The organism is Azospirillum sp. UENF 112521 (genome assembly GCF_058780665.1).
In genome coordinates, this window is sequence record NZ_JBSNCI010000008.1 from 1 (window position 1) to 21,959 (window position 21,959).

Sequence of the window (21,959 nt, forward strand, 5' to 3'; positions counted from 1 at the left end):
AGGCCCTGCCAGGTGTCCTCGGTGTCGGCCAGCACGACGGAGACGAAGCGCTTCAGCTCGTCGTCGCCCTGGCTGCGCGGAGCGGCCTCGCCGATCTGGGTGCGGTCTGCGGTGGTCCGGTCTCCCTGCTCGCCGCCGCCCAGCAGCACCGTGGGATCGACCCCCAGCACCATCGAGACCAGCAGCACCACGATGACGCCGCCGACGCCCAGCCCGCCCGCGCCGATGCGGATGCCCCCTCCCCCGAGCCCGCCGCCGCCTAGCCTGCCGCCCAGGCCTCCCTGTCCGCGGCGGTCCTCGACATTCTCGCTTTCCCGTCCGCCCTGCCACCGCATCGCCGCCCTCCTTCGCCCGCCCGTCCCGATCGTCAGGTCCGGTGGAGACGAAACCATCAAGGGCTTCCCACGTTCCCTGCGGGTCCGGCGGTAAGACGGGGAGTCGGTGCGGAACGGCTTGAAAATCCCACCCCGCTCCCCATCTGGAGACTGGCCGAAGACCGTCTGGGCAGAACCGCTCGGGCTGTGCCGCCCCCCACCTTATCCCGCCCCGGCGGGAGAGAGCCTTCGTGGGGGCGCCGGCCGTTTGGAACATGCCCATGCCGGGGCCTGTTTTACTTTATCGGAGTCTCCTGCGGCGGTGTTGCGCCGCCGCGGCTCCCGTTTCACGACGCCACACACGAACAAGAGCCGGCCGGCACCGAAATCCATCGGTCCGCCCATCCGGCCTGGAGGATTTTCATGACGACCCCGATCGTTTCCGCCCTTTCGCAGACCGCTCGCCATTTTGCCGCCCAGCCCGCGCTTGCGCCGGTCCATCTGGCCTCTACCCGCCTCTCCGCTGGCCAATTCGCCGCAGCTGAAAGCAAAAAGCCCGATTTTCGCTCCAAGCCTGAGCCGTCCGGCTTGACCCGGGGCGAACTGCGGCAGATTGTGCTCGACATCCTGGGCTGATCCTATCGGCCCGGGCTCGTCCCTTTCTACCCATCCACGACTATAGGAGATCACCATAGCCAAGCTCTACGACGCGGACCCCGTCCGCGAAGGCCCGCGCCTCAACCGTGAAATCACCGCCCGTATGGTCCGCCTCGTCGGCGCCGACGGCGAGATGGTCGGCGTGGTGCCGCTCCGCCAAGCGCTGGAAGCCGCCGCGGATGCCGACCTCGACCTCGTCGAAGTGGCGCCCCAGGCGGATCCGCCTGTCTGCAAGATCCTCGATTACGGCAAGTTCCGTTTCGAGGAGCAGAAGAAGGCCAACGAGGCGCGGAAGAAGCAGAAGATCATCGAGCTGAAGGAAATCAAACTTCGGCCGAACATCGACGATCACGATTATGACGTGAAGATGCGTTCCGCCATCCGCTTCATCGAGGAAGGCGACAAGGTCAAGATGACCATGCGCTTCCGCGGTCGCGAGATGGCGCACCAGGATCTCGGTCTGAACGTGCTCGTCCGCGTGCGTGACCAGCTCCAGGACATCGCCAAGGTCGAGCAGATGCCCCGGGTCGAAGGCCGCATGATGGTCATGGTGCTGGCCCCGCGCTGAGCCTGGACCAAAGGGATCTCGCGGGGCGGTTCGCCGCCCCGCCCCTTTCTCGTGCCGGCCGTAAATTCCCCCGCGAATTTCCCTATTATCAAATTTTCCCGCCCTCAAATCGCGCCGGATTAATCCCGGAACATCCCGCGTGATGCGGCGGAATAATACCCGACTATTCGCATTGGGTTATTGACCCCGTCGGTGTCGAACGGGAATCATCGCACTTCCCGTGTCTCACTCCCCCCTGTGTTCCGGAAAGTCGTTGTTATGAAGGACGAACGTGTCGCGCCCGCCTGGGAGCCCATCTCCGGCGAACGGCAGTTCCGCCTGCTGGTCCAGAGCGTGGTCGACTATGCGATCTTCATGCTCGATCCCGCTGGCATCGTCCGCAGCTGGAATGCCGGGGCGGCCCGGATGAAGGGCTATGCCGCCGACGAGATCATCGGCCGGCATTTCTCCAGCTTCTACACGCCGGAGGACCGCGCCGCCGACATGCCGCAGCGCGCGCTCGCCACCGCCCTGTCGGAGGGCAGGTTCGAGGCGGAGGGCTGGCGCCTGCGCAAGGACGGCACCCGCTTCTGGGCCAGCGTCGTCATCGACCCGATCCGTGACGAGACCGGGACCTTGCGCGGCTTCGCCAAGGTCACCCGCGACATCACCGAGCGCCGCAAGGCCCAGCAGGCGCTGGATGAGGCGCGCGAGGCCCTGGCCCAGGCTCAGAAGATGGAGGCGGTCGGCCAGCTGACCGGCGGTGTCGCCCATGACTTCAACAACCTGCTGCAGGCGATCAGCAGCAGCCTGGAGCTGATCGACCAGCGGCTGTCGGTCGGGCGCAGCGACATCGCCCCCTTCACCGCCACCGCCCGCGCCGCGGTGGACCGGGCCGCCACCCTGACCCGGCGCCTGCTGGCCTTCGCCCGGCGCCAGCCGCTGAAGCCGGAGCGCGTCGAGCTGAACGGGCTTGTGGCCGGGCTGTGGGATCTGCTGGGCCGCTCGGTGGGCGAGCAGATCCGGCTGGAGCGGCGGCTGGCGGAGACGCTGTGGCCGGTCCATGCCGACGTGAACCAGATCGAGAGCGCCCTGCTGAATCTGGTGATCAACGCCCGCGACGCCATGCCGGAGGGCGGATGCGTGACGGTGGAGACCGCCAATGCCGCTTTTTCACCGGCCGACCTCGTCAACGATCCCGGGGTGCAGGCCGGCGATTATGCGGTGCTGACCGTGCGCGACAGCGGGACCGGCATGCCGCCCGACGTGCTGGCCCGCGTCTTCGAGCCCTTCTTCACCACCAAGCCGATCGGCCAGGGCACCGGCCTGGGGCTGAGCCAGCTCTACGGTTTCGCCCGCCAGTCCGGGGGCTTCGTCCGCATCGACAGCGCGGTCGGCCGCGGCACCGCGGTGCATCTCCACCTGCCGCGCGATCATGCCGCCGCCGCTTGCACCGGACAGGCGCAGCCCGCCGCCGTGCCGGCGCTGCCGCCCGGCCGGACCGGGCGGGGCACCGTGCTGGTGGTGGAGGACGAGGAGCTGGTCCGCATGCTGCTGGTGGAGGTGCTGGAGAGCGACGGCTACACCACGCTGGAAGCCGCCGACGGCACCTCGGCGCTTGCCCGACTGACAAATGCCCAAGCGGGAACCAAAGACAAAGCCGGGGCAAATCCGCCGGTCGACCTGCTGGTGACCGATGTCGGGCTGCCCGGTCTGAACGGCCGTCAACTGGCGGAGGCGGCGCAGGCGCACTATCCCGATCTGAAGGTCCTGTTCCTGACCGGCTATGCCTTTCAAGCCCTGGACGACAGGCACGGCGACGGCGAGGATGGGCTTGGCCACAACATGCGCATGCTGGTCAAGCCCGTGGCGGTCGACGCCTTCCGCGCCATGGTGCGGAAGCTTCTGTCCGACGGCCCTTCCGACGGCATCTAGGGAGACCTGAGACGATGCACCCGCTCGCCCGCGTCTCGACGCTGCTGCTCTCCCTGACCGTCCTCACGGCTCTGGTCGCGGTCCTGCTGACGCCCCTGCCGGCCTTGGCCAAGCGCTCGGCGAAAAAGACTCCCCTGCCGGTCGCGGCGGAAATCCTGATGGACGCCGGCAGCGGCACGGTCCTGCAGGGGCGCAATGCCGACACCCTGACCTATCCGGCATCGCTGACGAAGATGATGACGCTGATGCTGACCTTCGAGGCGCTGGAACGCGGCACGCTGCGGCTGGACCAAAGCCTCGTGGTGTCGCAGCATGCCGCGTCGATGCCGCCGTCGCGGCTGTGGCTGGCCCCCGGCAGCACCATCACGGTGGAGCAGGCGATCCTGGCGCTGGTCACCCGCTCGGCCAACGACGTCGCGGTGGTGCTGGGGGAGGCGCTGGGCGGCAGCGAGACCGCCTTCGCCGCGAAGATGACCGCCCGTGCCCGGGCGATCGGCATGCGCCGCACGGTCTTCCGCAACGCGTCGGGCTTGCCCGACCGGCTGCAGCGGACAACGGCGCGCGACATGGCGATCCTCTCCCGCGCGCTGATCCGCGGCCACGCCCGCCATTACGCCTATTTCCAGCGCCGCAGCTTCGACTGGCAGGGTGACACGGTCTATGGCCACAACCGCCTGATGGCGCGCTACCCAGGCATGGACGGCATCAAGACCGGCTACATCGCCGCTTCCGGCTTCAACCTCGCCGCCTCGGCGGTGCGGGACGGCCGCCGCCTGATCGCGGTGGTGATGGGCGGCCACAGCGCCAACTCCCGCGACGACCGGGTTGCCGACCTGCTGGATGCCGGCTTCAAACGCCCGACCAGCCCGGCCAAACCGGCGCCCGTGCAGCCGGATCTGCTGATTACCAAGAACAGCGCTTCGATCGCCCAGCGCAGCACGGCGGTGAGCGTGGGCGCCCCGGCGGTGAAGCCGCCCCCCGCTGCGAAATCCACCGGTGGTCCCCCCATTGGCGGTCCCTGGTCCATCCAGGTCGGCGCCTTCGCCAGCCATGCCGCCGCACAGAGCAGCGCCCGCGCCACGGCCAAGCGCCTGGGCGCCCTTGCCGCCGGCACCAGCGCTGCGGTCGTGCGGTCCGGCGGTCTCTACAAGGCCCGGCTGACCGGCTTTGCCGCGACGAAGGCCGATGCGGCCTGCGCCGCCCTGAAGACGGCCGGGAAGGGCTGCTTCGCGCTTCAGGACCGATGACGCGCCGCGGACGGCGTCTTTGGATTTCGCTTTGGATCGGGGGCCTGTTCTCGGCTATGTAGGGAGCGATGGCCACCCTCTCCGAAGCGACTCTTCTGGCGTTTGATCTGCACGCCGCAGGACGGTTTGCCGAGGCGGAAACCCTCTATGCCCGTGTGCTGGAGGCCGAGCCGGACTATCCGGACGCGCTTCATCTGTCCGGTATCCTGCTGGGCCAGACCGGGCGCCTGGAGGAGGGACTGGCCCGGGTCGCCGGAGCCGTGGCCCGGCGGCCGGACTCCGCGGAGTATCTCCTCAATTACGGCAATCTGCTGCGTGCCGCCGGCCGCACCGGGGACGCGATGCACGCCTACCGGCGGGCGCATGTCCTGGGCGCGCCGCAGGCTGCCGAGCTGCTGTCCGGCCTGCTGCTGGATCATGGCGCACGTTGCCTGGACGGCCGCGATCCGACCGCCACCGAGGCGGCCTTCGCCGAGGCGTCGCGTTTGCGTCCCGGCGATCTCCGCATCCGCACCGGGCTGGCGGATGCCCGCTTCGACCGGCAGGACTGGGAGGCCGCCTTGGCGGCTTACCGCGCCGTCCTGGCGCTGTCCCCGTCCTCGCACCTCGTCTGGTACAATTCCGGGGTCGCCGCCTGCAATGCCGGGCGGATGGCGGAGGCGGCGACCGCCTTCCGGTGTGCCGGGACCCTCGTCCCCGATCATCTGGATACGCAGGAATACCTCGTCGCGACGCTTTTCCACTGCGGGCGGATGGCGGAGGCGGCAAGCGAAGCCTGTGCGGTCCTGACGCGGAAGGCGAAAGCGGCGCGGAAGGGGCGGCAGGGCGTCGGAGTGGCGCCGGTTCCCGCAGCTTCGCAGGACGGCCGGACGCGGCGGATCATCAGTTTCAGCCTGTGGGGCTCCGCATCCCTGTACATGCAGGGCGCGCTGGAGAATGTCCGGCTTGCGGCCGAGTTCTATCCGGGCTGGACCTGCCGCATCCACCATGACAAGTCCGTGCCGGCATCCGTTCTCGGCGAGCTGGCCGCGGCGGGGGCGGAACTGGTCGCCATGGACGCGGGCAGCGGACCGGTGCGCGGCCTGTTCTGGCGCTTCCTCGTCTCCGACGATCCGACGGTCAGCCATTTCCTGTGCCGCGACGCCGATTCCCGTTTGAACAGCCGGGAGCGGGCCGCAGTGGATGCCTGGCTGGCCTCCGGCCTCCCCTTCCATGTCATGCGCGACCACATCATGCACACCGATCTGATGCTGGCCGGCATGTGGGGCGGGCGGGCCGGCATTCTGCCGCCGATGGCTCCTCTGGTGGAGGTTGCCGCCCGCGCTGAAGACGGACGCTTGCGGGACCAGCGCTTCCTTGGCCGGGTCGTCTGGCCGCTGATCGAGGGCTGCTGCCTCGTGCATGACAGCGCCCATGACGGCCATGGGCTGCCCTTTCCCGATGTGCCGATCGATGCGCGCTTCCGCTTCACCCATGTGGGGGCTTGCCTGAAGGACACCTGACGCCGGTGTGCGATCTCGGCACCCGGCTCAGCACCCGATACCGGCGCGGGAGTCCTGCAATGCCGTCATGATGTGCCCGATCAGGGCCGATGGCGGAATGGGCTTGGACAAGATGCGGATGCCGGGCTCGCGCCCCAGATCCTGCAGCACCGCCTTTTCGGCATAGCCGGTGACGATCAGGACCGGCAGGCCGGGGCGGTGACGACGGACGAGGCGGGTCAGGTCGGCGCCGGTCATGCCGGGCATGGCGAAGTCGGTGACCAGCACGCCGATGCCCTCGTCCGCTTCCAGCAAAGCCAGGGCCTCCTCGCCGCCGGCGGCCTCCGACACCATGAGGCCGGCCTCGTCCAGCGCCGCGGCATTCGCCATGCGGACCAGGGCGTCGTCCTCGACCAGCAGGATGCGCAGGGCGGCGGACGGCACGGGCAGGGGGTCGGTTCCGGTGGAGGCCGCCGGGCCGCCGGTCGCATCCACCCTGCTTCCCGGCCTGATTTCTGGCCTGGCTTCTGCTGGGCTTTCCACCGGAGCGTGGGGCAGGTACAGCGTCACCGCGGTGCCCAGGCCGGGATGGCTTTCCAGCCGGATGCCGCCGCCTGACTGGGCGGTCAGGCCATGCACCATGCTCAGCCCCAGCCCGCTGCCCTGCCCGACCGGCTTGGTGGTGAAGAAGGGTTCGCAGGCCCGCGCCAGAATGTCGGGCGGCATGCCCGACCCGCTGTCGCGCACGGTCACGGCGACATAGCCGCCGGGCGTGAGGGCGGGGGAAGCCTCCTCGCACGCAATCCCAACCGGCAGGCTGGTGACGGTAATGGTCAGGGTGCCGCCGTCCGGCATGGCGTCGCGGGCGTTGATGGCGAGGTTCAGCAGGGCGATGTCGAACTGGTGGGGATCGACCAGCGCCGGCGGCACATCGGCGTCGCGGTCGATGCGGATGCGGATGGCGCCGCCCAGCGTGCGTTCCAGCAGCGTCGCCATCCCCGCCACCTGGGTGCCGAGATCGACCGGCGCCGGGGCCAGCCGCTGACGGCGGGCGAAGGCCAGCAGATGCTGGGTCAGGGTGGCGCCGCGGTCGACCGCCTGGCTTGCGATCTCCAGCGCCCGGCGGCTTTCCGCCCCGCGCAGTTCGCCGCCGGCCTCCAGCATGTGCAGGCTGGAGCGCACCGCCTGGAGCAGGTTGTTGAAGTCGTGGGCGACGCCGCCGGTCAGCTGGCCCAACGCCTCCATCTTCTGCAATTGGCGGACATGCTCCTCCGCCTCGTCGCGGGCCTCCACCGCCTGCCGCCGCTCGCCGAGCGCGCGGTTGGCGGTCTCGTAGGCCAGGAACTGGCGGGCCATCGCCCACAGCATCAGGGCGAGCGCCACCGCGCTGACCAGCCCGGCGGCGGCGATGACGACCGCCTGACTCTCCCAGCGCGCCAGAATTTCCCCGCGCGTCCGGCTGACCGCGACGACCAGCGGGTAGTTGCGCAACTGCTGGACCGACAGGATGCGCTCCTCGCCGTCGATCGAACTTTTCAGGGTGGCTGTGGCGATGCCGGACTGGGAGAGCTGACTGTCGATGATCGGTTCGGTGGCGACAGTTCCGATCCTGTCCGGTGTTGGCGGGAAGCGCGCCAGCAGCATGCCGTCGCGCCACCACAGGCTGAAGCCGCTGCCCGGCGTCACATGAAGGCTGCGGTAGAACTGCTCGAAATAGGACAGGCGGATGACCCCGACCACCAGCCCGGCCAGCCCGCCGTCCGGGTCGTTCACGCGCCGCGCGATGTAGAGCGTCCAGTCCCGGGTGACCAGGCTCTGCGTCGGCCGGCTGAGGTAGGCGCGTCCCGGATCGGCATCCTTGAGCGCCAGATAATAGTCGCGCCGGGACAGGTCGAGCGCCGGGGCCGGGAACCGGCGGGTGAAATTGACCAGGGTGCCGTCGGCGGCGATCAGGCTCAGCGCCTCCAGCTGCGGCAGGCCGGACGCCTTGGCCTTCAGGATTTCATGAACCTGCCGGTCCGTCCGCAGCCGGTTGAAGGCTTCGGCGCTGCGCCGGTTCTCAAGCGGGATCTGGTCGGCGATCCCGCTGACGGTCAGGTCGATCCCTTCGATGGTGCGCGCCGTCTGCTCGGCCAGCGAGGCGTTGAGCGTTCGCAGGCCCAGCATCGCCTCGGTCACCGTCTCGCCATGCAGCCGGTCCAGGACCATCGCCGTGCCGCCGCACAGAACCGCCAGCAGGCCGATGCCGAGCGCCCCGATGCGCTGGAGCGGGCGGCTTTCCTTCAGAAGCCGCAGCATGACGCCCGCTTCCGGTCCGCCTTTGCCGCCGCTCCCCCACTCATGCTTGAGCCTGCTCCCTTTATCGTCGCCATGCGATCCGATCCCCCTTGCAGGCCACCTTGTGGCGCCTGCCGGAGTTACGGAAGGTTTCGACACTGCATGAGCTTGACTATAAACCCCGTGGCCCGCCGGGCAACCGGTTCCAGGTCATAGGGTGCCTCCCCCCGCTGCGGTGCTTCGTCCCGGCCAGGGTTTTCAGCGCAGTCAGGGTTTCAGCGCAGTCAGGGTTTCAGTGCCGGCAAACTTCAATGCCGGTCATGCAGGCAGTGGGCGTGGTCGGCCAGCACCTCGATCACGTGGCAGCTGCGCACCTGATCCTGGGCGCAGCCCTCCACCATCCGCCGCACCTCGTCGCGCAGGGCTTCCAGCCGGGCGATCCGGGACTCGATCTCGGCCAGATGGGTGCGGGCCAGCAGGTCGGCGTCCCGGCAGGGCTGGCCCGGATCATCGGCCATGGCCAGCAGTTGGCGGATCGCCTCCACCTCGAACCCCAGCTCACGGGCATGGCGGATGAAGCGCAGGCGGCGGACCGACCCGCCGTCGTAAGTGCGCCGGTTGCTGTCGGTGCGCGGCGCTTCCGGCAGCAGGCCGATGCTCTCGTAATAGCGGATGGTCGGGATCTTCACGCCGGTCTGCTTGGCGAGCGCCCCGATGGTCAGGGGGGATGGCGGGGTGGCGGGCAGGCTGGACATGGTCGGCATTTCCCTCTTGATCCTCCAGTCACTGGAGGATCTAGGCTTTGGAAGAGCTGCCGGCAACGGCCATGATCGAGGAGCGTCTTCCATGCACGGACCGATTTCCGATTCCTTTCCCGATCCTCCGGCCGGGACGCAGGCCGCTACCGCCCTGCGCACCAGCCGCTACCGGGTGTCCGGCATGGACTGCGGCTCCTGCGCCGCCAAGATCGAGACGGCGCTGCGCCGGGTGCCGGGGATCCATGAGGTGCGGGTGTCGGTGCCCGCCGGGACGGTGACCGTCTCGCACGAGAACATGCTGGGTGCTGATGCGGTGGTCCGTCCACTGACGGCGCTTGGTTACGGCGCCACCCCTGCCGATCCGGTGGTGGAGGCCGGACCGTCAAGCCGCGGCGGGGGCTGCTGCGGGGCCGAGGCCCAGCCGCATTCTCACGCTCACTCCCATGATCATTCCCATGGGCCCTCCCACAGCCATTCCCACAACCATTCCCATGGCCACGACGATGCGTCCGAAGCGCCCTGGTGGCGGGGACGCAAGGCTCGGCTGACCCTGGCGGCCGGCGCGGCCCTGGCCGCCGCGACGGCGCTGGGACTGCTGGTGCCGGCGGCGGAGCCCTGGGCCTTCCCGCTGGCGCTGCTGGTCGGGCTCGTTCCGGTCGCCCGCCGCGCCCTGGCGGCGGCACGGGCCGGAACGCCCTTCTCCATCGAGATGCTGATGACGGTCGCCGCCATCGGCGCGCTGCTGATCGGCGCGGTGGAGGAGGCGGCGACGGTCCTGGTCCTCTTTTTGGTCGGCGAACTGCTGGAGGGGGTGGCGGCCGGCCGGGCGCAGGCCGGCATCCGCGGCCTGACCGCACTGGTCCCCGACACGGCGTTGCTGGAACAGGACGACGCCGCCCCGCACTCCGTTCCCGCCGCCGGGCTGGCGGTGGGCTCGGTCATCCTGGTGCGGCCGGGCGACCGGGTGGCGGCCGACGGTGTCGTGCTGTCCGGCCGCAGCGCGGTCGACGAATCCCCCGTCACCGGCGAAAGCGTGCCGAAGCCGAAGGCCGAAGGCGACGAGGTCTTCGCCGGCACCATCAACGCCGACGGCGCGTTGCGCGTCCGCGTCACCGCCGCGGCGCGCGACAACACCATCGCCCGCATCGTCCGGCTGGTGGAGGAGGCGCAGGCGAGCAAGGCCCCGACCGAGCGGCTGATCGACCGCTTCGCCCGCGTCTACACGCCGGGCATCGTCGGGGTGGCGGCGCTGGTCGCCGTGGTACCGCCGCTGCTTTCCGGCGGCGACTGGACGGAGTGGATCTACCGCGCCCTGGCGGTGCTGCTGATCGGCTGCCCCTGCGCGCTGGTGATCTCCACCCCGGCGGCCATCGCCGCCGGCCTGTCGAACGGCGCCCGGCGCGGGCTGCTGCTGAAGGGCGGCGCCGTGCTGGAGGCGCTGGGCCGCATCACCACCGTCGCCTTCGACAAGACCGGCACCCTGACGGAAGGCAAGCCCCGCGTCACCGACCTGATCCCCTTGCAGGGCAGCGAGGCGGAACTGCTGGCCGATGCCGCGGCGCTGGAAGCCGGATCGAGCCATCCGCTGGCCCGCGCCATCCTGGCCGCGGCGGCCGAACGCGGCATCGCCCCGCCAGCGGCAGGCGAGGTCACCGCCCTTCCCGGTGCCGGCCTGACCGGCAAAGTGGATGGCCGCCTGCTGGCCCTGCTGTCGCCCCAGGCTGCGGCATCGTCGCTGGGTGCGGCACCGGCGGACCAGGCCGCCGCCTTCGCCGAGGCGGGCAAGACGGTCTCGGTCCTGCTGGTCGACGGTATCCCCGCCGGACTGATCGCCATGCGCGACGAGCCGCGCCCCGATGCCCGCAGCGGGATCGAGGCGCTGGAGCGCGCCGGCATCCGCTCGCTGATGGTGACGGGTGACAATGCCCGCACCGCCGGGGCGGTCGCCGGGATGCTTGGCATGGCGGCGCATGCCGAACTGCTGCCGGACGACAAGCTGCGCATCGTCCGCGACCTCCAGGCCCGGGGGCAGCGGGTGGCGAAGGTCGGCGACGGCATCAACGACGCCCCGGCGCTCGCCGCCGCCGATGTCGGCATCGCGATGGGCGGCGGCACCGACGTGGCGCTGGAGACGGCCGACGCCGCCATCCTGCACGGCCGGGTCGGCGACGTGGCCGCCATGGTGGCGCTGTCCCGCCGCACCATGGCCAATATACGTCAAAACATCGCACTGGCCCTGGGCTTGAAGGCGGTCTTCCTGCTTACCACCGTGCTTGGTGTCACCGGGCTGTGGCCCGCGATCCTGGCGGACACCGGTGCCACCGTGCTGGTCACCGCCAACGCCCTGCGCCTTCTGTCCGTCCGCCCGTGAGAGTGATGGACAATACATTGATTCTATTAGGAGAAATTCTATGAACATGACACGGCGGACGATGATGCAGGGGGCGGCGCTCGCCGTCCTGGCGCTCGGCCTCGGGTCCGTGGGGCTGCCGGGCATGGTCCGCGCCGCCGTGCCCGCCGGCAACGCGGCGGTGGAGGTCTGGAAGGCGGCGAGCTGCGAATGCTGCGAAGGCTGGGTGCGGCACATGCGCGCGGCCGGCTTCGACGTCACCGTCCATGTCGTCGACGACGTGACGCCGATGAAGCGGATGGCCGGCGTGCCGGACGATCTCGCCTCCTGCCACACGGCGCGGGTCGGTGGCTATGTGCTGGAAGGCCATGTGCCGGCCGAGGACGTAACGCGGCTGCTGGCCGAACGGCCGCAGGCCCGCGGGCTGGCGGTCCCCGGCATGCCGCAGGACGCCCCCGGCATGGATATGGCCAGCGGCCAGCCCTATCAGGTCATGCTGTTCGGCGCCGCCGGCGGCCCGCAGGTCTTCGCCCGCCACTGACCTCCCTGCCGGACCGGGATGGCGGCCCAAGCGCCATCCCGGTCCGGCAAGCCTTGTCTTTGACTCTATCCCCTCCGGGGGGATAGGATCGGGGCATGAGCAAGCACCATTCCCATCCCGACATCGTCAAGCGCCTGAAGCGCGCCGACGGTCACCTGCGCGGCATCATCGAGATGATCGAGGCCGAGCGTCCCTGTCTGGACATCGCGCAGCAGCTCCACGCGGTGGAAAGCGCCGTGCGCGAGGCCAAGAAGCTGCTGATCCATGACCATCTCGACCATTGCCTGGACGCCGCGGTCGATGCCGGACCGGAGGAGTCCCGCCGCTCCATCGCCGAGTTCAAGGCGATCACCAAATACCTCTGAGGGGGCTGGAATGCCGGATTTCGCCGCCCTGTTGCAGCAGGGAGCCGGGCAGGCCTGGCTGTTCGTTCCCAGCGCCATCCTGCTGGGCGCCCTGCATGGGCTGGAGCCCGGCCATTCGAAGACCATGATGGCCGCCTTCATCGTCGCCATCCGCGGCACGGTGTTGCAGGCGGTCCTGCTGGGGCTGGCGGCGACGGTTTCGCACACGCTGGTGGTCTGGGTGGTGGCGCTTGCCGGCTTGCGCCTTGGCCAGGGCTGGGACGCCGCGACGACCGAGCCCTATTTCCAGGTCGCCTCGGCGGTGCTGATCGTCGGAGTGGCGCTGTGGATGATGGTGCGGACGTGGCGGGAGCAACATTCGCATCGCCATCATGACCATCACCACGATCATGGTCACGGCCATCACCATGGTCACCACCGTCATGACGACGAGCCGGAGGATGCGCACGCGCGGGCGCATGCCGAGGAGATTCACCGCCGCTTCGACGGGCGGCCGGTCACCACCGGCCAGATCGTCCTGTTCGGCCTGACCGGCGGCCTGATCCCCTGCCCCGCCGCCATCACCGTCCTGCTGCTGTGCCTGCAATTGAAGGAGGTCGCCCTGGGCGGCGCGCTGGTGCTGTGCTTCAGCATCGGGCTGGCATTGACCCTGATGTCGGCCGGGGTGGTCGCGGCGCTGGGGATGCGCCATGCCGAGCGCCGCTGGTCCGGTGCCTTCGGCCGCATCGCCCGTCAGGCCCCCTATGTCTCCGGCGCTTTGATCCTGGCGGTCGGGCTTTACGTCGGTCTGCACGGGCTGTCGGGGCTGGGATACCATCTCGCCGGCTCGCCCTCCCTGTCCTCCGCCGTTCAGCGGGCGGGATAGGCCGGACAGATCATGCTTTCGGCGGCAAAGAGATGGGCGCGCGCGATCAAGCGCGACGTGCTGGCGGTCTATCTGGCGGCGCGCGACCCGCGCACCCCCTGGGGCGTCCGGGTCCTGGCGATGGCGGTCGCCGCCTATGCGCTGAGCCCGATCGACCTGATCCCCGATTTCATCCCGGTGCTGGGCTATCTGGACGACCTGCTGATCGTGCCGCTTGGCATCCTGTTGGTCGTCCGCCTGATCCCGCCGGACCTTCTGGCCGAACACCGGGCCGCCGCGGCGCGCCGTTCCGCCCAGCCGGTCAGCGTCGCCGCCGCTGCGGTCATGGTTGCCCTCTGGCTGGCGGCGGGCGTTCTCCTATGGCTGTGGTTGGCACCGCCCTTTGAAGGCTGGCTGTCCTAGGCCCAATCGACATTCATGGTTCCCATCGGGACTGAGTTGTGATTCATGGGTTTCCGCTATTTTGAGGCGGAGCTGTCGATGGGGATCAAACGCTACGAACTGACGGATTCCCAATGGGCACGGATTTCAGGATTGCTGCCCGGCAAGGTTGGCGATCCCGGCCGCTCGGGTGGCGATAATCGTCTGTTCGTCAATGGCTGCCTGTGGGTTCTCCGTTCCGGCGCCCACTGGTGCGATCTGCCTGAACGATATGGCAAGTGGAAGACGGTCCACCGCCGTTTCAGCCGCTGGTGCCACGCCGGGGTCTGGGAGCGGGTGTTCGAGGCGCTGACTGCCGACCGGGATAACCAGTACCTGATGATCGATAGCACGATCGTGCGTGCGCATCAGCAGGCGGCGAGCGGAAAAGGGGGGCCAAGGATCAGGCGCTGGGGCGTTCCCGAGGAGGATTGACCACCAAGATCCACATGCTGGCCGATGCGCTCGGCCGACCTCTGCGCTTGATTGTCACCGCCGGACAGGTCGGCGACATCACTCAGGCCGAAGCCTTGTTGGAAGGGCAGTCCGGCGCCGCTGTCCTCGCCGACAAAGCCTATGACAGCAATGCCTTGCGGGAGACGATTGCCGCCATGAATGCCAAAGCCGTCATCCCCTCCAACCGCTCTCGCAAGCTCATCATTCCTCATGATGCCGAAGCCTACAGACATCGAAACCGCATCGAGCGATGTTTCAACCGCCTCAAGCACTTCAGGCGATTCGCCACTCGCTACGACCGCAGGAAAATACACTTCAATGGCTTTCTCAGCCTCGCAAGCATCTCAATTTGGCTGAGGTGATTGTCGATCCGACCTAGCCGTTAAGCTCTCACGTCATCCTTGCCAGGATCCCGGCCACGACGGCGTCGAGGTCGCCGCCGCGGTAGAGCGTTCCCTCGATGCCCGCCCGCTGCGCCGCCTGCACGTCGGTGTCGCGGTCGCCGATCAGGAAACTGCCCCTCGGCTCCACCGGCCATTCGGCCATCGCCTGCAACAGCATCCCCGGCTCCGGCTTGCGGCAGGCGCAGTCGGTGCGGTAAGGCGGCTCGCCATGATCGGGATGGTGCGGGCAGTGATAGAAGGCGTCGACATGGGCGCCGACGGCGCGCAACTCCTGCTGCATCCAACGATGCAGGGTGCGCACATGCTCCTCGCTGTACAGGCCGCGGGCGACCCCGGCCTGGTTGGTGACGACGAAGACCAGAAAGCCGGCGTCGTTCAGCCGCTTCACCGCCTCCCTGGCTCCCGGCATCCAGGTGATCTGGTCGGGACGGTGGGCGAAGCCGATGTCTTCGTTCAGCACGCCGTCGCGGTCGAAGAAGGCAGCTTTGCGGCGTCCGGCATTCCGGGCTTGGGGTGATGTGTCGGGCATGATGGCGGTGGCGGGGCTCTTAAGGGGCGGTCGGGTTGAGAAGCCGCTTGGGCAGCATCGTTGTCAACCCGGATGCCACTTTCCCAAACAAGATGCTTTGAAAATAAAATGACATGTCTTCATGAAAATATGTAGTGAGAACATGCCATTACCTTATTCCCGTTCGATGCGACGGACGCAGCCGAGCAGCAATTCCTCCAGATTGAGCGGCGGCATATCGATGTGGATGGCTTCAAAGCCGCGGTTCCGCGCCCGGACCATCAGGTCGTGATTGGTCTCGGCGATGGACAGCAGGACTGGGCGGACGGCACCGCGCATCGCGGTCAGCCGGTCGAAGACGGATGGCCACGGACCTTCGGCTTCCCGCCGCTCCGGTCCGGTCTCCCCCAGCACGATCAGGTCGGGACCGATGGCACCGGACAAGGCGGCAGGGGACCGCGCCAGCAGAGCCAGTCCTTCCTCCATTGTTCGGCCCGCCACCACCCCCCAACCCAGCGTCTCCAGGTAAAGCCGCAGCCCCTCGCGCAGCAATGGATTGCGGTCGGCAACCAGAGCCCAGCGTACCCGGCTTCCGGTCGTCCAGTGCTGCGGCGATGGGCCGGCATGATCCATTCGGCCGTCATCGATCATGGACGCGGTCATGGGGGCGTGCTCCGGTTCGAAGGCTCCTGTCTGCGGCAGGGACTCTTCCTGTGACTTTTGAGGAAAATTCCCGGGATCGCATCCTCCACATGACGGACGAGGCGCTTGGACTATGGTCATATGCAACCGATGGCGCTTGAATGAGAAATGTTGCCTACGGGAAATTGATTGCTAACGGAGGATTTCCCTATAGTGGACAGCGCTGACCAGTTGATCGAGGCCATCTACGACGCCGTGACCTTTCCGGAGCGCTGGGGAGGGGTTTTGGAGCGGCTCTGCGCCTTGACCGATGCGACGCACGGCTTCCTGTTTACCGCCGCCCCCCGCCATGACAGCCTGACCGCGGCATTGTGGGCCCGCCACAACATCACCGACAGGCAGCTGGCCGACTACACCACGCATTTCCGCCACCGTGACGTCTGGGCGAACGCCGCGGCGGCGCGCGGTCTGCTGAACCGCTGCGTCGTCCGCCGCGGCGAGGAGCTGGTGCCGGATGCGGTTCTGCGGCGCTCGGCCTTCTTCAACGAGCTGCTGCGGGATCACGGCATGGGCCGGCTGTGCGCACTCACCCTGTCCGACGGCGGCGAGCTTTCGTCGGTGCAGCCGGTGCTGAGCCTCCATCGGCCCGCCGATGCCCTCCCCTTTTCCGACGAGACGGTCTGCCTCCTTCAGGACTGTGCCCCGCATCTCCAGCGGGCGATGCGGCTGCGCGTCCGGTTGCTGGCAGGCCGGGACGGCCGGGAGGAGGCCTGCTGGAGCGGCCGTGCCATCGACCGGCTGCCGATGGGGGTTGTCCTGCTCGACGCCGCCGGGCGGATCGCCGGCCTGAACCGGGCCGGGCAGGCGATGATCGATGCGCGGGACGGGCTGCGGCTTGTGCAGGGGCGGTTGCAGGCTGAACAGGGGGGCGAGGCGCGCCGGCTTGCCCATCTGCTGGAGGTTGCGGTGTCGGCCGGCGGAAAGGGGGCATCGGCGCACCGGGGGGAAGCGGCCGACCTGCGGGTGTCGCGCCCCTCCGGCCGGGCGCCCTATCTGCTGAGCGTTCTGCCTCTGTCGCCCGAGGCTGCGGGACCGTTCGACGATGCGGATGGCGGGGGCAGTGGTGGGGGCGGCGGTGCGCACATCCGGGCCGTGGTCTACATCGTCGATCCGGCCGCGGTGGCGCCTGGGTTGGGAAGGCGGCTGTGCGCCCTGTTCGGTCTGACGGCGGTGGAGGCCGGCCTCGTCGTCGATTTGCTGGGCGACCTGACCCCGGCCGAGATCGGCGAGCGTCGCGGCGTGGCGATCAGCACGGTGCGCAGCCAGCTGCGCAGCGTCTTCGCCAAGACCGGAACCACCCGCCAGAGCGAGCTGATGAATCTGGTGAACCGCTGCCTGATGCTGCCGGAAGGGCCGTGATTGCCGCAGCCGTGACGGTCAAGGCAGCGCCGACACCATCAGGAGGCCGAGATAGATGCCGATGAACAGGCCCAGCACGATGCCGTAATCGGCTTCCGTCATCGGGTTGGAGTCAGGGTCGAACTGCCGCATGAATACGCCTTCTGCGCCGTTGGTCCTGCCTGAATAACAGTGGACGGCGGCGGATCGTTGCGACATCGGCGTGGTATGGGGGGACGTGGTACGGGGGCGCGCCATCCGGGACCGGTTCTCTTGCGAACCGGTCCCGGATGGCGACAGGGGCACCCGCTTCAGGTGGAGCTTTCCGCCTGCCCGGTGATGGCGGGCTTCGCCGGCATCTCCTCGGCAAGGGCGCGGTAGGCCAGCCCGCCCGCGAGGCCGCCGGCCAGCGGGGCAAGCCAGAACAGCCAGAGCTGCTGCAACGCCCATCCGCCGACCACCAGGGCCGGACCGGTGCTGCGCGCCGGGTTCACCGAGGTGTTGGTGACCGGGATGCTGATCAGATGGATCAGCACGAGCGCCATGCCGATGGCCAGCGGCGCGAAGCCGGCCGGCGCCCGCCGGTCGGTGGATCCCAGGATCACCAGCACGAAGAAGAAGGTCAGCACCAGCTCGATCGCCAGGGCCGAGGTGACGCTGTACTGGCCGGGCGAATGCGCCTCGTACCCGTTGGCGGCGAGGCCGTTGACGGCCAGGCTGTAGTCGGCCTTCCCGGTGGCGATGACATAGAGGACCAGGGCTGCCGCGAAGGCGCCGACCAGCTGGGCCAGCACATAGGGCAGGATGTCCTTGGCCGGGAACCGCCCGCCGGCCCACAGCCCGACCGTGACCGCCGGGTTCAGATGACAGCCGGAGATGTGGCCGATGGAATAGGCCATGGTCAGGACGGTGAGGCCGAAGGCAAGCGACACGCCGAGCAATCCGATCCCGACCTGCGGAAAGGCGGCGGCGAGGACGGCACTGCCGCATCCGCCGAAGACCAGCCAGAATGTTCCGAGAAACTCAGCGGAGCTGCGCCTAATCATACTCATGCCAACCTCCCACTGCTGTCAGGGTTGCCGAAGGCCGGCGGATGCCGGTGCGCAGACGAGGATAAATCCACTTCCGCGGGAGGGAGTTCGCGCGTTCGGGCAGGGGGATGTGGCAGAAGAACAGGGGGGTGGAACAACCGGATCGGGATGTCGCCCACAGGGCCCGGCGCCCTGCCGAACCTTTGTCCCGTGAAGCCCTTGAATGGACGGGGCACGCCTCCTTGCCGGAATGCAAGCCGGTCCTTTCCCCCACTTTGCGACAACGCTTTGTTTAAGCTTGATTCCCTATAGAGTTGATTGCCAGGATATGCAGCATGTTCTCTGGCCGTTCGACCGATCCTGGGCGATCGATGGGGGGAGTTCGCAATGGCGGAGCAGGGTGAGCGCGACATGGACGGCGGGGCGTCCGCCGATCCCAGGCCGGGCGCTTTCCCCTTATGGCCGGCCGACGGCAGCATGTGCGGCATTGATGGAGCCGGCGTGCTGGACGCGCTGTTCTCCACCAACGCCGCCCCCATCCTGCTGATCGATCCCGGACGCGACGGCGCCATCGTCGATGCCAACCCGCGGGCCGCCGTCTTTTACGGCCACAGCCGCGACCGGCTGCGCAGCCTTCATGTCTGGGACATCAACCAGCTCGGGCGGGCGATCCTGCCGGCGATGCGCGAGATCGCGTCCTGGGAGGGCGGCCATTATCCGCAGCGTTTCCACCATCGCCTGGCCGACGGGTCGGTGCGCGATGTGCAGGTCTATGCCGGCCCCATCCACCTCGGCGGGCGCAAGCTTCTGCTGTGCATCATCCACGACATCACCGCCGTGATCGAGGCCGAGCAGTTCAACCGCCTGCTGCTGGAGAACGTGCAGGTCGGGGTGTGCGGCATCGACCGCTCGGGTGCCGTCACCTTCGTCAATCCCACCGCCACCAGCGCCTTCGGCTTCCGCCACGAAAGCGAGCTGATTCGCAGCCACATCGGACGCTTCCTGTTCCCTGCCTTCCCACCCGGCACCGCCACTGGAGGCGTCAGGCCCCATCCGGTGTTCCGGGTTGCGGAGGCCGGAGAGCCGGTGCGCGACATCGAGACGGTGCTGTACCGCGGCGACGGCACGTCCTTTCCCGTACGGCTGACCGCCAGCCCGATCCGCAAGAATGACGGGATCGTCGGGGTGGTCATCAGCTTCTTCGACCTGACGGAGGAGCGCGAGCGGGAAGCCCAGGCGAGCGATCTCGCCAATGCCCTTCCGGGTGCGGTGTTCCAGGCCGAACTCCATCCCGGCGGAGGCTTGCGCGCGACCTACTTCAGCACCGCCGCAGCCTCCCTGTTCGGCGTGCGGCCGGATGCCGACCTGACCGCCGCGCGGACCCTGGCGCCTGTGATGGCGATGAAGGGGTGGGCGCGGGTCCGGCACGGCCTGCGGCAGGCTGGCCGGGCGGGCCGGGTCTGGGAAGGCGAGATGGAGATCGCCGGCGGACGCTGGGTGCTGGGCCGCGCCCAGCCGCGCCGCCGGAGCGACGGCACCGTGCTGTTCAACGGAGTGCTGCTGGACATCACCGACCGCAAGGGGCTTGAGGCGGAGCTGCAGCAGGCGGCCATGCACGATCCGCTGACCGGTGTGTGGAACCGCCGGCGGTTCCAGCAGGCGGTGGGCGAAGCCGCGGCCAGGCTCGAGCGGTACGGGCGCCCCTATATCCTGGCGTTGATGGACATCGACCATTTCAAGCGCTTCAACGACACGCATGGGCATCAGGCAGGCGACGATGCCCTGCGCATGGTCGCCGCCACCCTGTCGGACCGGCTGCGCCGCTCGGACGCGTTGGCGCGCTGGGGGGGCGAGGAATTCGCCCTGCTGCTGACCGAGACCGATCTGCCCTCCGCCCTGGGCGTTCTGGAAGCCCTGCGGCAGAGGGTGAGCGCGCAGCGGATGGCGTGCGGCGGGGCGGTCACCATCAGCATCGGCGTCGGCCAGGCCAGGGCCGGCGAGGATATCGACAGTCTGCTCCAGCGCGTCGATGCCGCGCTGTACAAGGCGAAGGCCGCCGGCAGGAACCGCATCGAACAAGCCTGAGCGGCAGGATCGGGATCGATCTGCCTTGCCGGGGCATGCCGTGGACCGGACGGATCGGGCTTCGCTGACCGTTCGAGGGGCAAGACCATCCGTGCCCTCGGCCACGCCCCGGATTCCGGGTCAAGCCCTTGTTCCCGAATGCTTTTCCAAAAAGATGTAGCGCCTGCCCACGGGGTAAGATAATCATCCGTTTAAAGGAATTATGTCCTTTTAACGGATGAAGGTCCACTGGGACGAATGCCCTCCCCGTCATTCGCCGCCCCTCGACCGTCTTATCGGAGTCCCGACGCCATGCTGCTGCACGCATTGCTCAAACACGTCGAAGCCGAGGGGCTGGGAACCGAAGGAGGGTCCCTGTTCCTGGGCCGGGCGCCGCAGGACACCGCTGCGGGATCGGTCTTCCTGCCGCGGGGCGGAACCCGCCGCGACTATGCGCAAGGCCTTCGCCGGCTTTCCTTCCAGGTCCGCACCCACGATCCCGACTATCTCGCCGGGGAGGCCCGCGCCCTGGCGATCGCCGACGCACTGACCCTGCGGGCGGCTCCGGCCGGGGGCTGTTTCGTCATCTCGTGCCTGCCCCAGCACGAGCCGCTGATGCCCCATGACGAGACGGCAAGCACCTTCACCTTCATCGTCAACTACCGCGCCGACTGGCGTGTCGCCTGATTAGGAGACTATACCCATGGCCATCACCACCGAAGACATCGCCCTCGGTATCTGCGACGTCACCTTCGACGGCATCGATCTCGGCTCGACCAAGGGCGGCGTCGAAGTGACCGTCAAGACCACGAACTATCAGGTCAAGGCCGACCAGATGGGTGAGACCCCGCTCAAGGATGTCATCACCGGCACCGAGGTGTCGGTCAAGGTGCCGATGCTGGAAACCAACCTGACCAAGCTGCTGGCGGTGATGCCGCAGGCGGTCGGCGTCGGCGCGGCCGGTGCCGAGGTCGGGGTCGAGATCCGCTCCGGCGTCAACATCGACCTGCTGGCCATCGCCGCCCCGCTGAAGCTGCACCCCACCGCCCTGCCCGCCTCCACCACCAAGGACGATTTCGTTGCCTTCAAGGCAGCACCGCTGCCCAACTTCACCTTCAAGTACGAGAACGGCGGCGAGCGCGTCTACGAGGTCACCTTCAGCTGCTATCCGGACGGCACCGCCGGCAACCGCATCGCCGCCTTCGGCGCCCCCGTCGCCGCCTGACCGCGATGGTTCACGGCCGCGGGGGCTTTCGTCCCTGCGGCCGCCCTCGCGGACCTTGCCCGCCACCAGCGACCGGGAGCCTCCATGCCCCAGCCCACCATTTTGAACCTCGATGAGTTCCGCGTTTCCCGCAGCGTCGTCATCGGCGGGCGCGAGCGCATCCTGAAGAACATGACCGTCGAACAGTTCCTGCAGGCCGGGGACATCGAGCGGAAGCTCGAGGAGGCCGGCAGCGAGCGGGCGCAGATCCCGATCCTGGTCGATGTGATCGCCGGCCATCTCGAAGACACCCCGCGCGAGGAGATCCTCGGCCTCGATCTCGGGCAGCTCCTGGTCCTGCTGGCCTTCATCCGCGGAATCGATCCGGCGGAGCCGCCGCCGGGGAAACGCCAGCCGGGGGAGCCGCGGGCGGGCAAGCGGGGGAGCCGTCGGGCCCGCTGACGCGGCTCGACTTCGCCTACTGCTTCGCCCGCG

At 68.7% G+C, this 21,959-nt stretch carries 21 protein-coding genes and 1 pseudogene; 16 read left to right on the plus strand and 6 right to left on the minus strand.

Annotated features, from left to right (window positions below; translation table 11 throughout):
• A partial coding sequence (locus ACWPN8_RS30510) for a neutral zinc metallopeptidase (RefSeq protein ID WP_492243502.1) occupies positions 1-335 on the minus strand: 335 nt, incomplete at its 3' end.
• A gap of 402 nt (positions 336-737) precedes the next feature.
• Between ACWPN8_RS30510 and ACWPN8_RS30515 the strand changes: the two genes are divergently transcribed.
• From ACWPN8_RS30515 to ACWPN8_RS30535, 5 genes are all read left to right on the plus strand, one after another.
• Entirely contained in the window at positions 738-950 is a 213-nt protein-coding gene (locus ACWPN8_RS30515) for a hypothetical protein (protein WP_109095243.1), read from the plus strand.
• Positions 951-1,005: 55 nt separating this feature from the next.
• The gene (gene infC, locus ACWPN8_RS30520) at positions 1,006-1,539 is read left to right on the plus strand and encodes a translation initiation factor IF-3 (protein ID WP_081506050.1); all 534 of its coding nucleotides are present in this window, start codon (positions 1,006-1,008) and stop codon (positions 1,537-1,539) included.
• A 258-nt stretch (positions 1,540-1,797) separates the two neighbouring features.
• Positions 1,798-3,453 carry a PAS domain S-box protein gene (locus ACWPN8_RS30525; protein ID WP_492243503.1) on the plus strand — a complete coding sequence of 552 codons (1,656 nt, stop codon included), beginning with the start codon at positions 1,798-1,800 and terminating at the stop codon, positions 3,451-3,453.
• A 14-nt stretch (positions 3,454-3,467) separates the two neighbouring features.
• Positions 3,468-4,700 carry a D-alanyl-D-alanine carboxypeptidase family protein gene (locus ACWPN8_RS30530; protein WP_492243504.1) on the plus strand — a complete coding sequence of 411 codons (1,233 nt, stop codon included), beginning with the start codon at positions 3,468-3,470 and terminating at the stop codon, positions 4,698-4,700.
• Between the two features lie 68 nt (positions 4,701-4,768).
• On the plus strand, positions 4,769-6,202 hold the full coding sequence (locus ACWPN8_RS30535) for a tetratricopeptide repeat protein (RefSeq protein ID WP_492243505.1): 1,434 nt from the start codon (positions 4,769-4,771) through the stop codon (positions 6,200-6,202).
• Between the two features lie 27 nt (positions 6,203-6,229).
• Here the strand turns inward: ACWPN8_RS30535 and ACWPN8_RS30540 are convergent, their stop codons facing one another.
• Both ACWPN8_RS30540 and ACWPN8_RS30545 read right to left on the minus strand, forming a co-directional pair.
• A complete protein-coding gene (locus tag ACWPN8_RS30540; protein WP_492243506.1) occupies positions 6,230-8,479 on the minus strand; it encodes a hybrid sensor histidine kinase/response regulator in 2,250 nt (749 codons plus the stop codon).
• Positions 8,480-8,766: 287 nt separating this feature from the next.
• Complete coding sequence (locus tag ACWPN8_RS30545; RefSeq protein WP_492243507.1) at positions 8,767-9,213, minus strand: MerR family transcriptional regulator; 447 nt, start codon at positions 9,211-9,213, stop codon at positions 8,767-8,769.
• A gap of 91 nt (positions 9,214-9,304) precedes the next feature.
• On the opposite strand from ACWPN8_RS30545, the gene ACWPN8_RS30550 reads away from it, so the two are divergent.
• The 6 genes and pseudogenes from ACWPN8_RS30550 to ACWPN8_RS30575 all read left to right on the plus strand — a co-directional run bounded on the left by ACWPN8_RS30550 (position 9,305) and on the right by ACWPN8_RS30575 (position 14,575).
• Positions 9,305-11,587: a heavy metal translocating P-type ATPase gene (locus ACWPN8_RS30550; protein ID WP_492243508.1), complete on the plus strand. Its 2,283-nt coding sequence runs from the start codon at positions 9,305-9,307 to the stop codon at positions 11,585-11,587.
• Positions 11,588-11,627: 40 nt separating this feature from the next.
• Entirely contained in the window at positions 11,628-12,107 is a 480-nt protein-coding gene (locus ACWPN8_RS30555) for a DUF411 domain-containing protein (RefSeq protein WP_109095249.1), read from the plus strand.
• Positions 12,108-12,202: 95 nt separating this feature from the next.
• A complete protein-coding gene (locus tag ACWPN8_RS30560; RefSeq protein WP_109095250.1) occupies positions 12,203-12,472 on the plus strand; it encodes a metal-sensing transcriptional repressor in 270 nt (89 codons plus the stop codon).
• Between the two features lie 10 nt (positions 12,473-12,482).
• Complete coding sequence (locus ACWPN8_RS30565; RefSeq protein ID WP_492243509.1) at positions 12,483-13,337, plus strand: nickel/cobalt efflux transporter; 855 nt, start codon at positions 12,483-12,485, stop codon at positions 13,335-13,337.
• A gap of 24 nt (positions 13,338-13,361) precedes the next feature.
• Positions 13,362-13,676 (plus strand): annotated as a pseudogene (locus tag ACWPN8_RS30570) (YkvA family protein); the annotation flags it as partial.
• 141 nt (positions 13,677-13,817) lie between these two features.
• A protein-coding gene (locus ACWPN8_RS30575; RefSeq protein WP_492241372.1) for an IS5 family transposase occupies positions 13,818-14,575 on the plus strand; the annotation gives its coding sequence in 2 pieces (ribosomal slippage) (positions 13,818-14,142 and positions 14,142-14,575; 759 coding nt in all).
• A 28-nt stretch (positions 14,576-14,603) separates the two neighbouring features.
• On the opposite strand, the gene ACWPN8_RS30580 is transcribed toward ACWPN8_RS30575, so the two are convergent.
• The gene (locus ACWPN8_RS30580; RefSeq protein WP_492243510.1) at positions 14,604-15,146 is read right to left on the minus strand and encodes a D-glycero-alpha-D-manno-heptose-1,7-bisphosphate 7-phosphatase; all 543 of its coding nucleotides are present in this window, start codon (positions 15,144-15,146) and stop codon (positions 14,604-14,606) included.
• Positions 15,147-15,299: 153 nt separating this feature from the next.
• Positions 15,300-15,788, minus strand: a complete 489-nt coding sequence (locus ACWPN8_RS30585) for a response regulator transcription factor (protein WP_109095254.1) — start codon at positions 15,786-15,788, stop codon at positions 15,300-15,302.
• Between the two features lie 192 nt (positions 15,789-15,980).
• On the opposite strand from ACWPN8_RS30585, the gene ACWPN8_RS30590 reads away from it, so the two are divergent.
• Positions 15,981-17,186 (plus strand): helix-turn-helix transcriptional regulator, encoded by a 1,206-nt coding sequence (locus ACWPN8_RS30590; RefSeq protein WP_492243511.1) that lies wholly within the window; start codon positions 15,981-15,983, stop codon positions 17,184-17,186.
• A 290-nt stretch (positions 17,187-17,476) separates the two neighbouring features.
• On the opposite strand, the gene aqpZ is transcribed toward ACWPN8_RS30590, so the two are convergent.
• Positions 17,477-18,217, minus strand: coding sequence for an aquaporin Z (aqpZ, locus tag ACWPN8_RS30595; protein ID WP_109095256.1), 741 nt, complete (start codon positions 18,215-18,217; stop codon positions 17,477-17,479).
• A gap of 366 nt (positions 18,218-18,583) precedes the next feature.
• Between aqpZ and ACWPN8_RS30600 the strand changes: the two genes are divergently transcribed.
• The 4 genes from ACWPN8_RS30600 to ACWPN8_RS30615 all read left to right on the plus strand — a co-directional run bounded on the left by ACWPN8_RS30600 (position 18,584) and on the right by ACWPN8_RS30615 (position 21,926).
• A complete protein-coding gene (locus ACWPN8_RS30600; RefSeq protein ID WP_492243512.1) occupies positions 18,584-20,281 on the plus strand; it encodes a sensor domain-containing diguanylate cyclase in 1,698 nt (565 codons plus the stop codon).
• Between the two features lie 291 nt (positions 20,282-20,572).
• Positions 20,573-20,947 carry a minor capsid protein gene (locus tag ACWPN8_RS30605; RefSeq protein ID WP_109095257.1) on the plus strand — a complete coding sequence of 125 codons (375 nt, stop codon included), beginning with the start codon at positions 20,573-20,575 and terminating at the stop codon, positions 20,945-20,947.
• A 16-nt stretch (positions 20,948-20,963) separates the two neighbouring features.
• Positions 20,964-21,485 (plus strand): hypothetical protein, encoded by a 522-nt coding sequence (locus ACWPN8_RS30610; protein WP_109095258.1) that lies wholly within the window; start codon positions 20,964-20,966, stop codon positions 21,483-21,485.
• A gap of 84 nt (positions 21,486-21,569) precedes the next feature.
• Positions 21,570-21,926 (plus strand): hypothetical protein, encoded by a 357-nt coding sequence (locus ACWPN8_RS30615; protein WP_492243513.1) that lies wholly within the window; start codon positions 21,570-21,572, stop codon positions 21,924-21,926.
• Positions 21,927-21,959 lie beyond the last annotated feature (33 nt).

Coding starts and splice junctions, on each gene's coding strand:
- ACWPN8_RS30585 (WP_109095254.1), bottom strand. CDS start 15,788: ATGACCGCGTCCATGATCGATGACGGCCGAATGGATCATGCCGGCCCA.
- ACWPN8_RS30565 (WP_492243509.1), top strand. CDS start 12,483: ATGCCGGATTTCGCCGCCCTGTTGCAGCAGGGAGCCGGGCAGGCCTGG.
- ACWPN8_RS30555 (WP_109095249.1), top strand. CDS start 11,628: ATGAACATGACACGGCGGACGATGATGCAGGGGGCGGCGCTCGCCGTC.
- ACWPN8_RS30550 (WP_492243508.1), top strand. CDS start 9,305: ATGCACGGACCGATTTCCGATTCCTTTCCCGATCCTCCGGCCGGGACG.
- ACWPN8_RS30530 (WP_492243504.1), top strand. CDS start 3,468: ATGCACCCGCTCGCCCGCGTCTCGACGCTGCTGCTCTCCCTGACCGTC.
- ACWPN8_RS30605 (WP_109095257.1), top strand. CDS start 20,573: ATGCTGCTGCACGCATTGCTCAAACACGTCGAAGCCGAGGGGCTGGGA.
- ACWPN8_RS30600 (WP_492243512.1), top strand. CDS start 18,584: ATGGCGGAGCAGGGTGAGCGCGACATGGACGGCGGGGCGTCCGCCGAT.
- ACWPN8_RS30545 (WP_492243507.1), bottom strand. CDS start 9,213: ATGTCCAGCCTGCCCGCCACCCCGCCATCCCCCCTGACCATCGGGGCG.
- aqpZ (WP_109095256.1), bottom strand. CDS start 18,217: ATGAGTATGATTAGGCGCAGCTCCGCTGAGTTTCTCGGAACATTCTGG.
- ACWPN8_RS30615 (WP_492243513.1), top strand. CDS start 21,570: ATGCCCCAGCCCACCATTTTGAACCTCGATGAGTTCCGCGTTTCCCGC.
- ACWPN8_RS30610 (WP_109095258.1), top strand. CDS start 20,964: ATGGCCATCACCACCGAAGACATCGCCCTCGGTATCTGCGACGTCACC.
- ACWPN8_RS30515 (WP_109095243.1), top strand. CDS start 738: ATGACGACCCCGATCGTTTCCGCCCTTTCGCAGACCGCTCGCCATTTT.
- ACWPN8_RS30525 (WP_492243503.1), top strand. CDS start 1,798: ATGAAGGACGAACGTGTCGCGCCCGCCTGGGAGCCCATCTCCGGCGAA.
- ACWPN8_RS30580 (WP_492243510.1), bottom strand. CDS start 15,146: ATGCCCGACACATCACCCCAAGCCCGGAATGCCGGACGCCGCAAAGCT.
- ACWPN8_RS30540 (WP_492243506.1), bottom strand. CDS start 8,479: ATGCTGCGGCTTCTGAAGGAAAGCCGCCCGCTCCAGCGCATCGGGGCG.
- ACWPN8_RS30560 (WP_109095250.1), top strand. CDS start 12,203: ATGAGCAAGCACCATTCCCATCCCGACATCGTCAAGCGCCTGAAGCGC.
- ACWPN8_RS30535 (WP_492243505.1), top strand. CDS start 4,769: ATGGCCACCCTCTCCGAAGCGACTCTTCTGGCGTTTGATCTGCACGCC.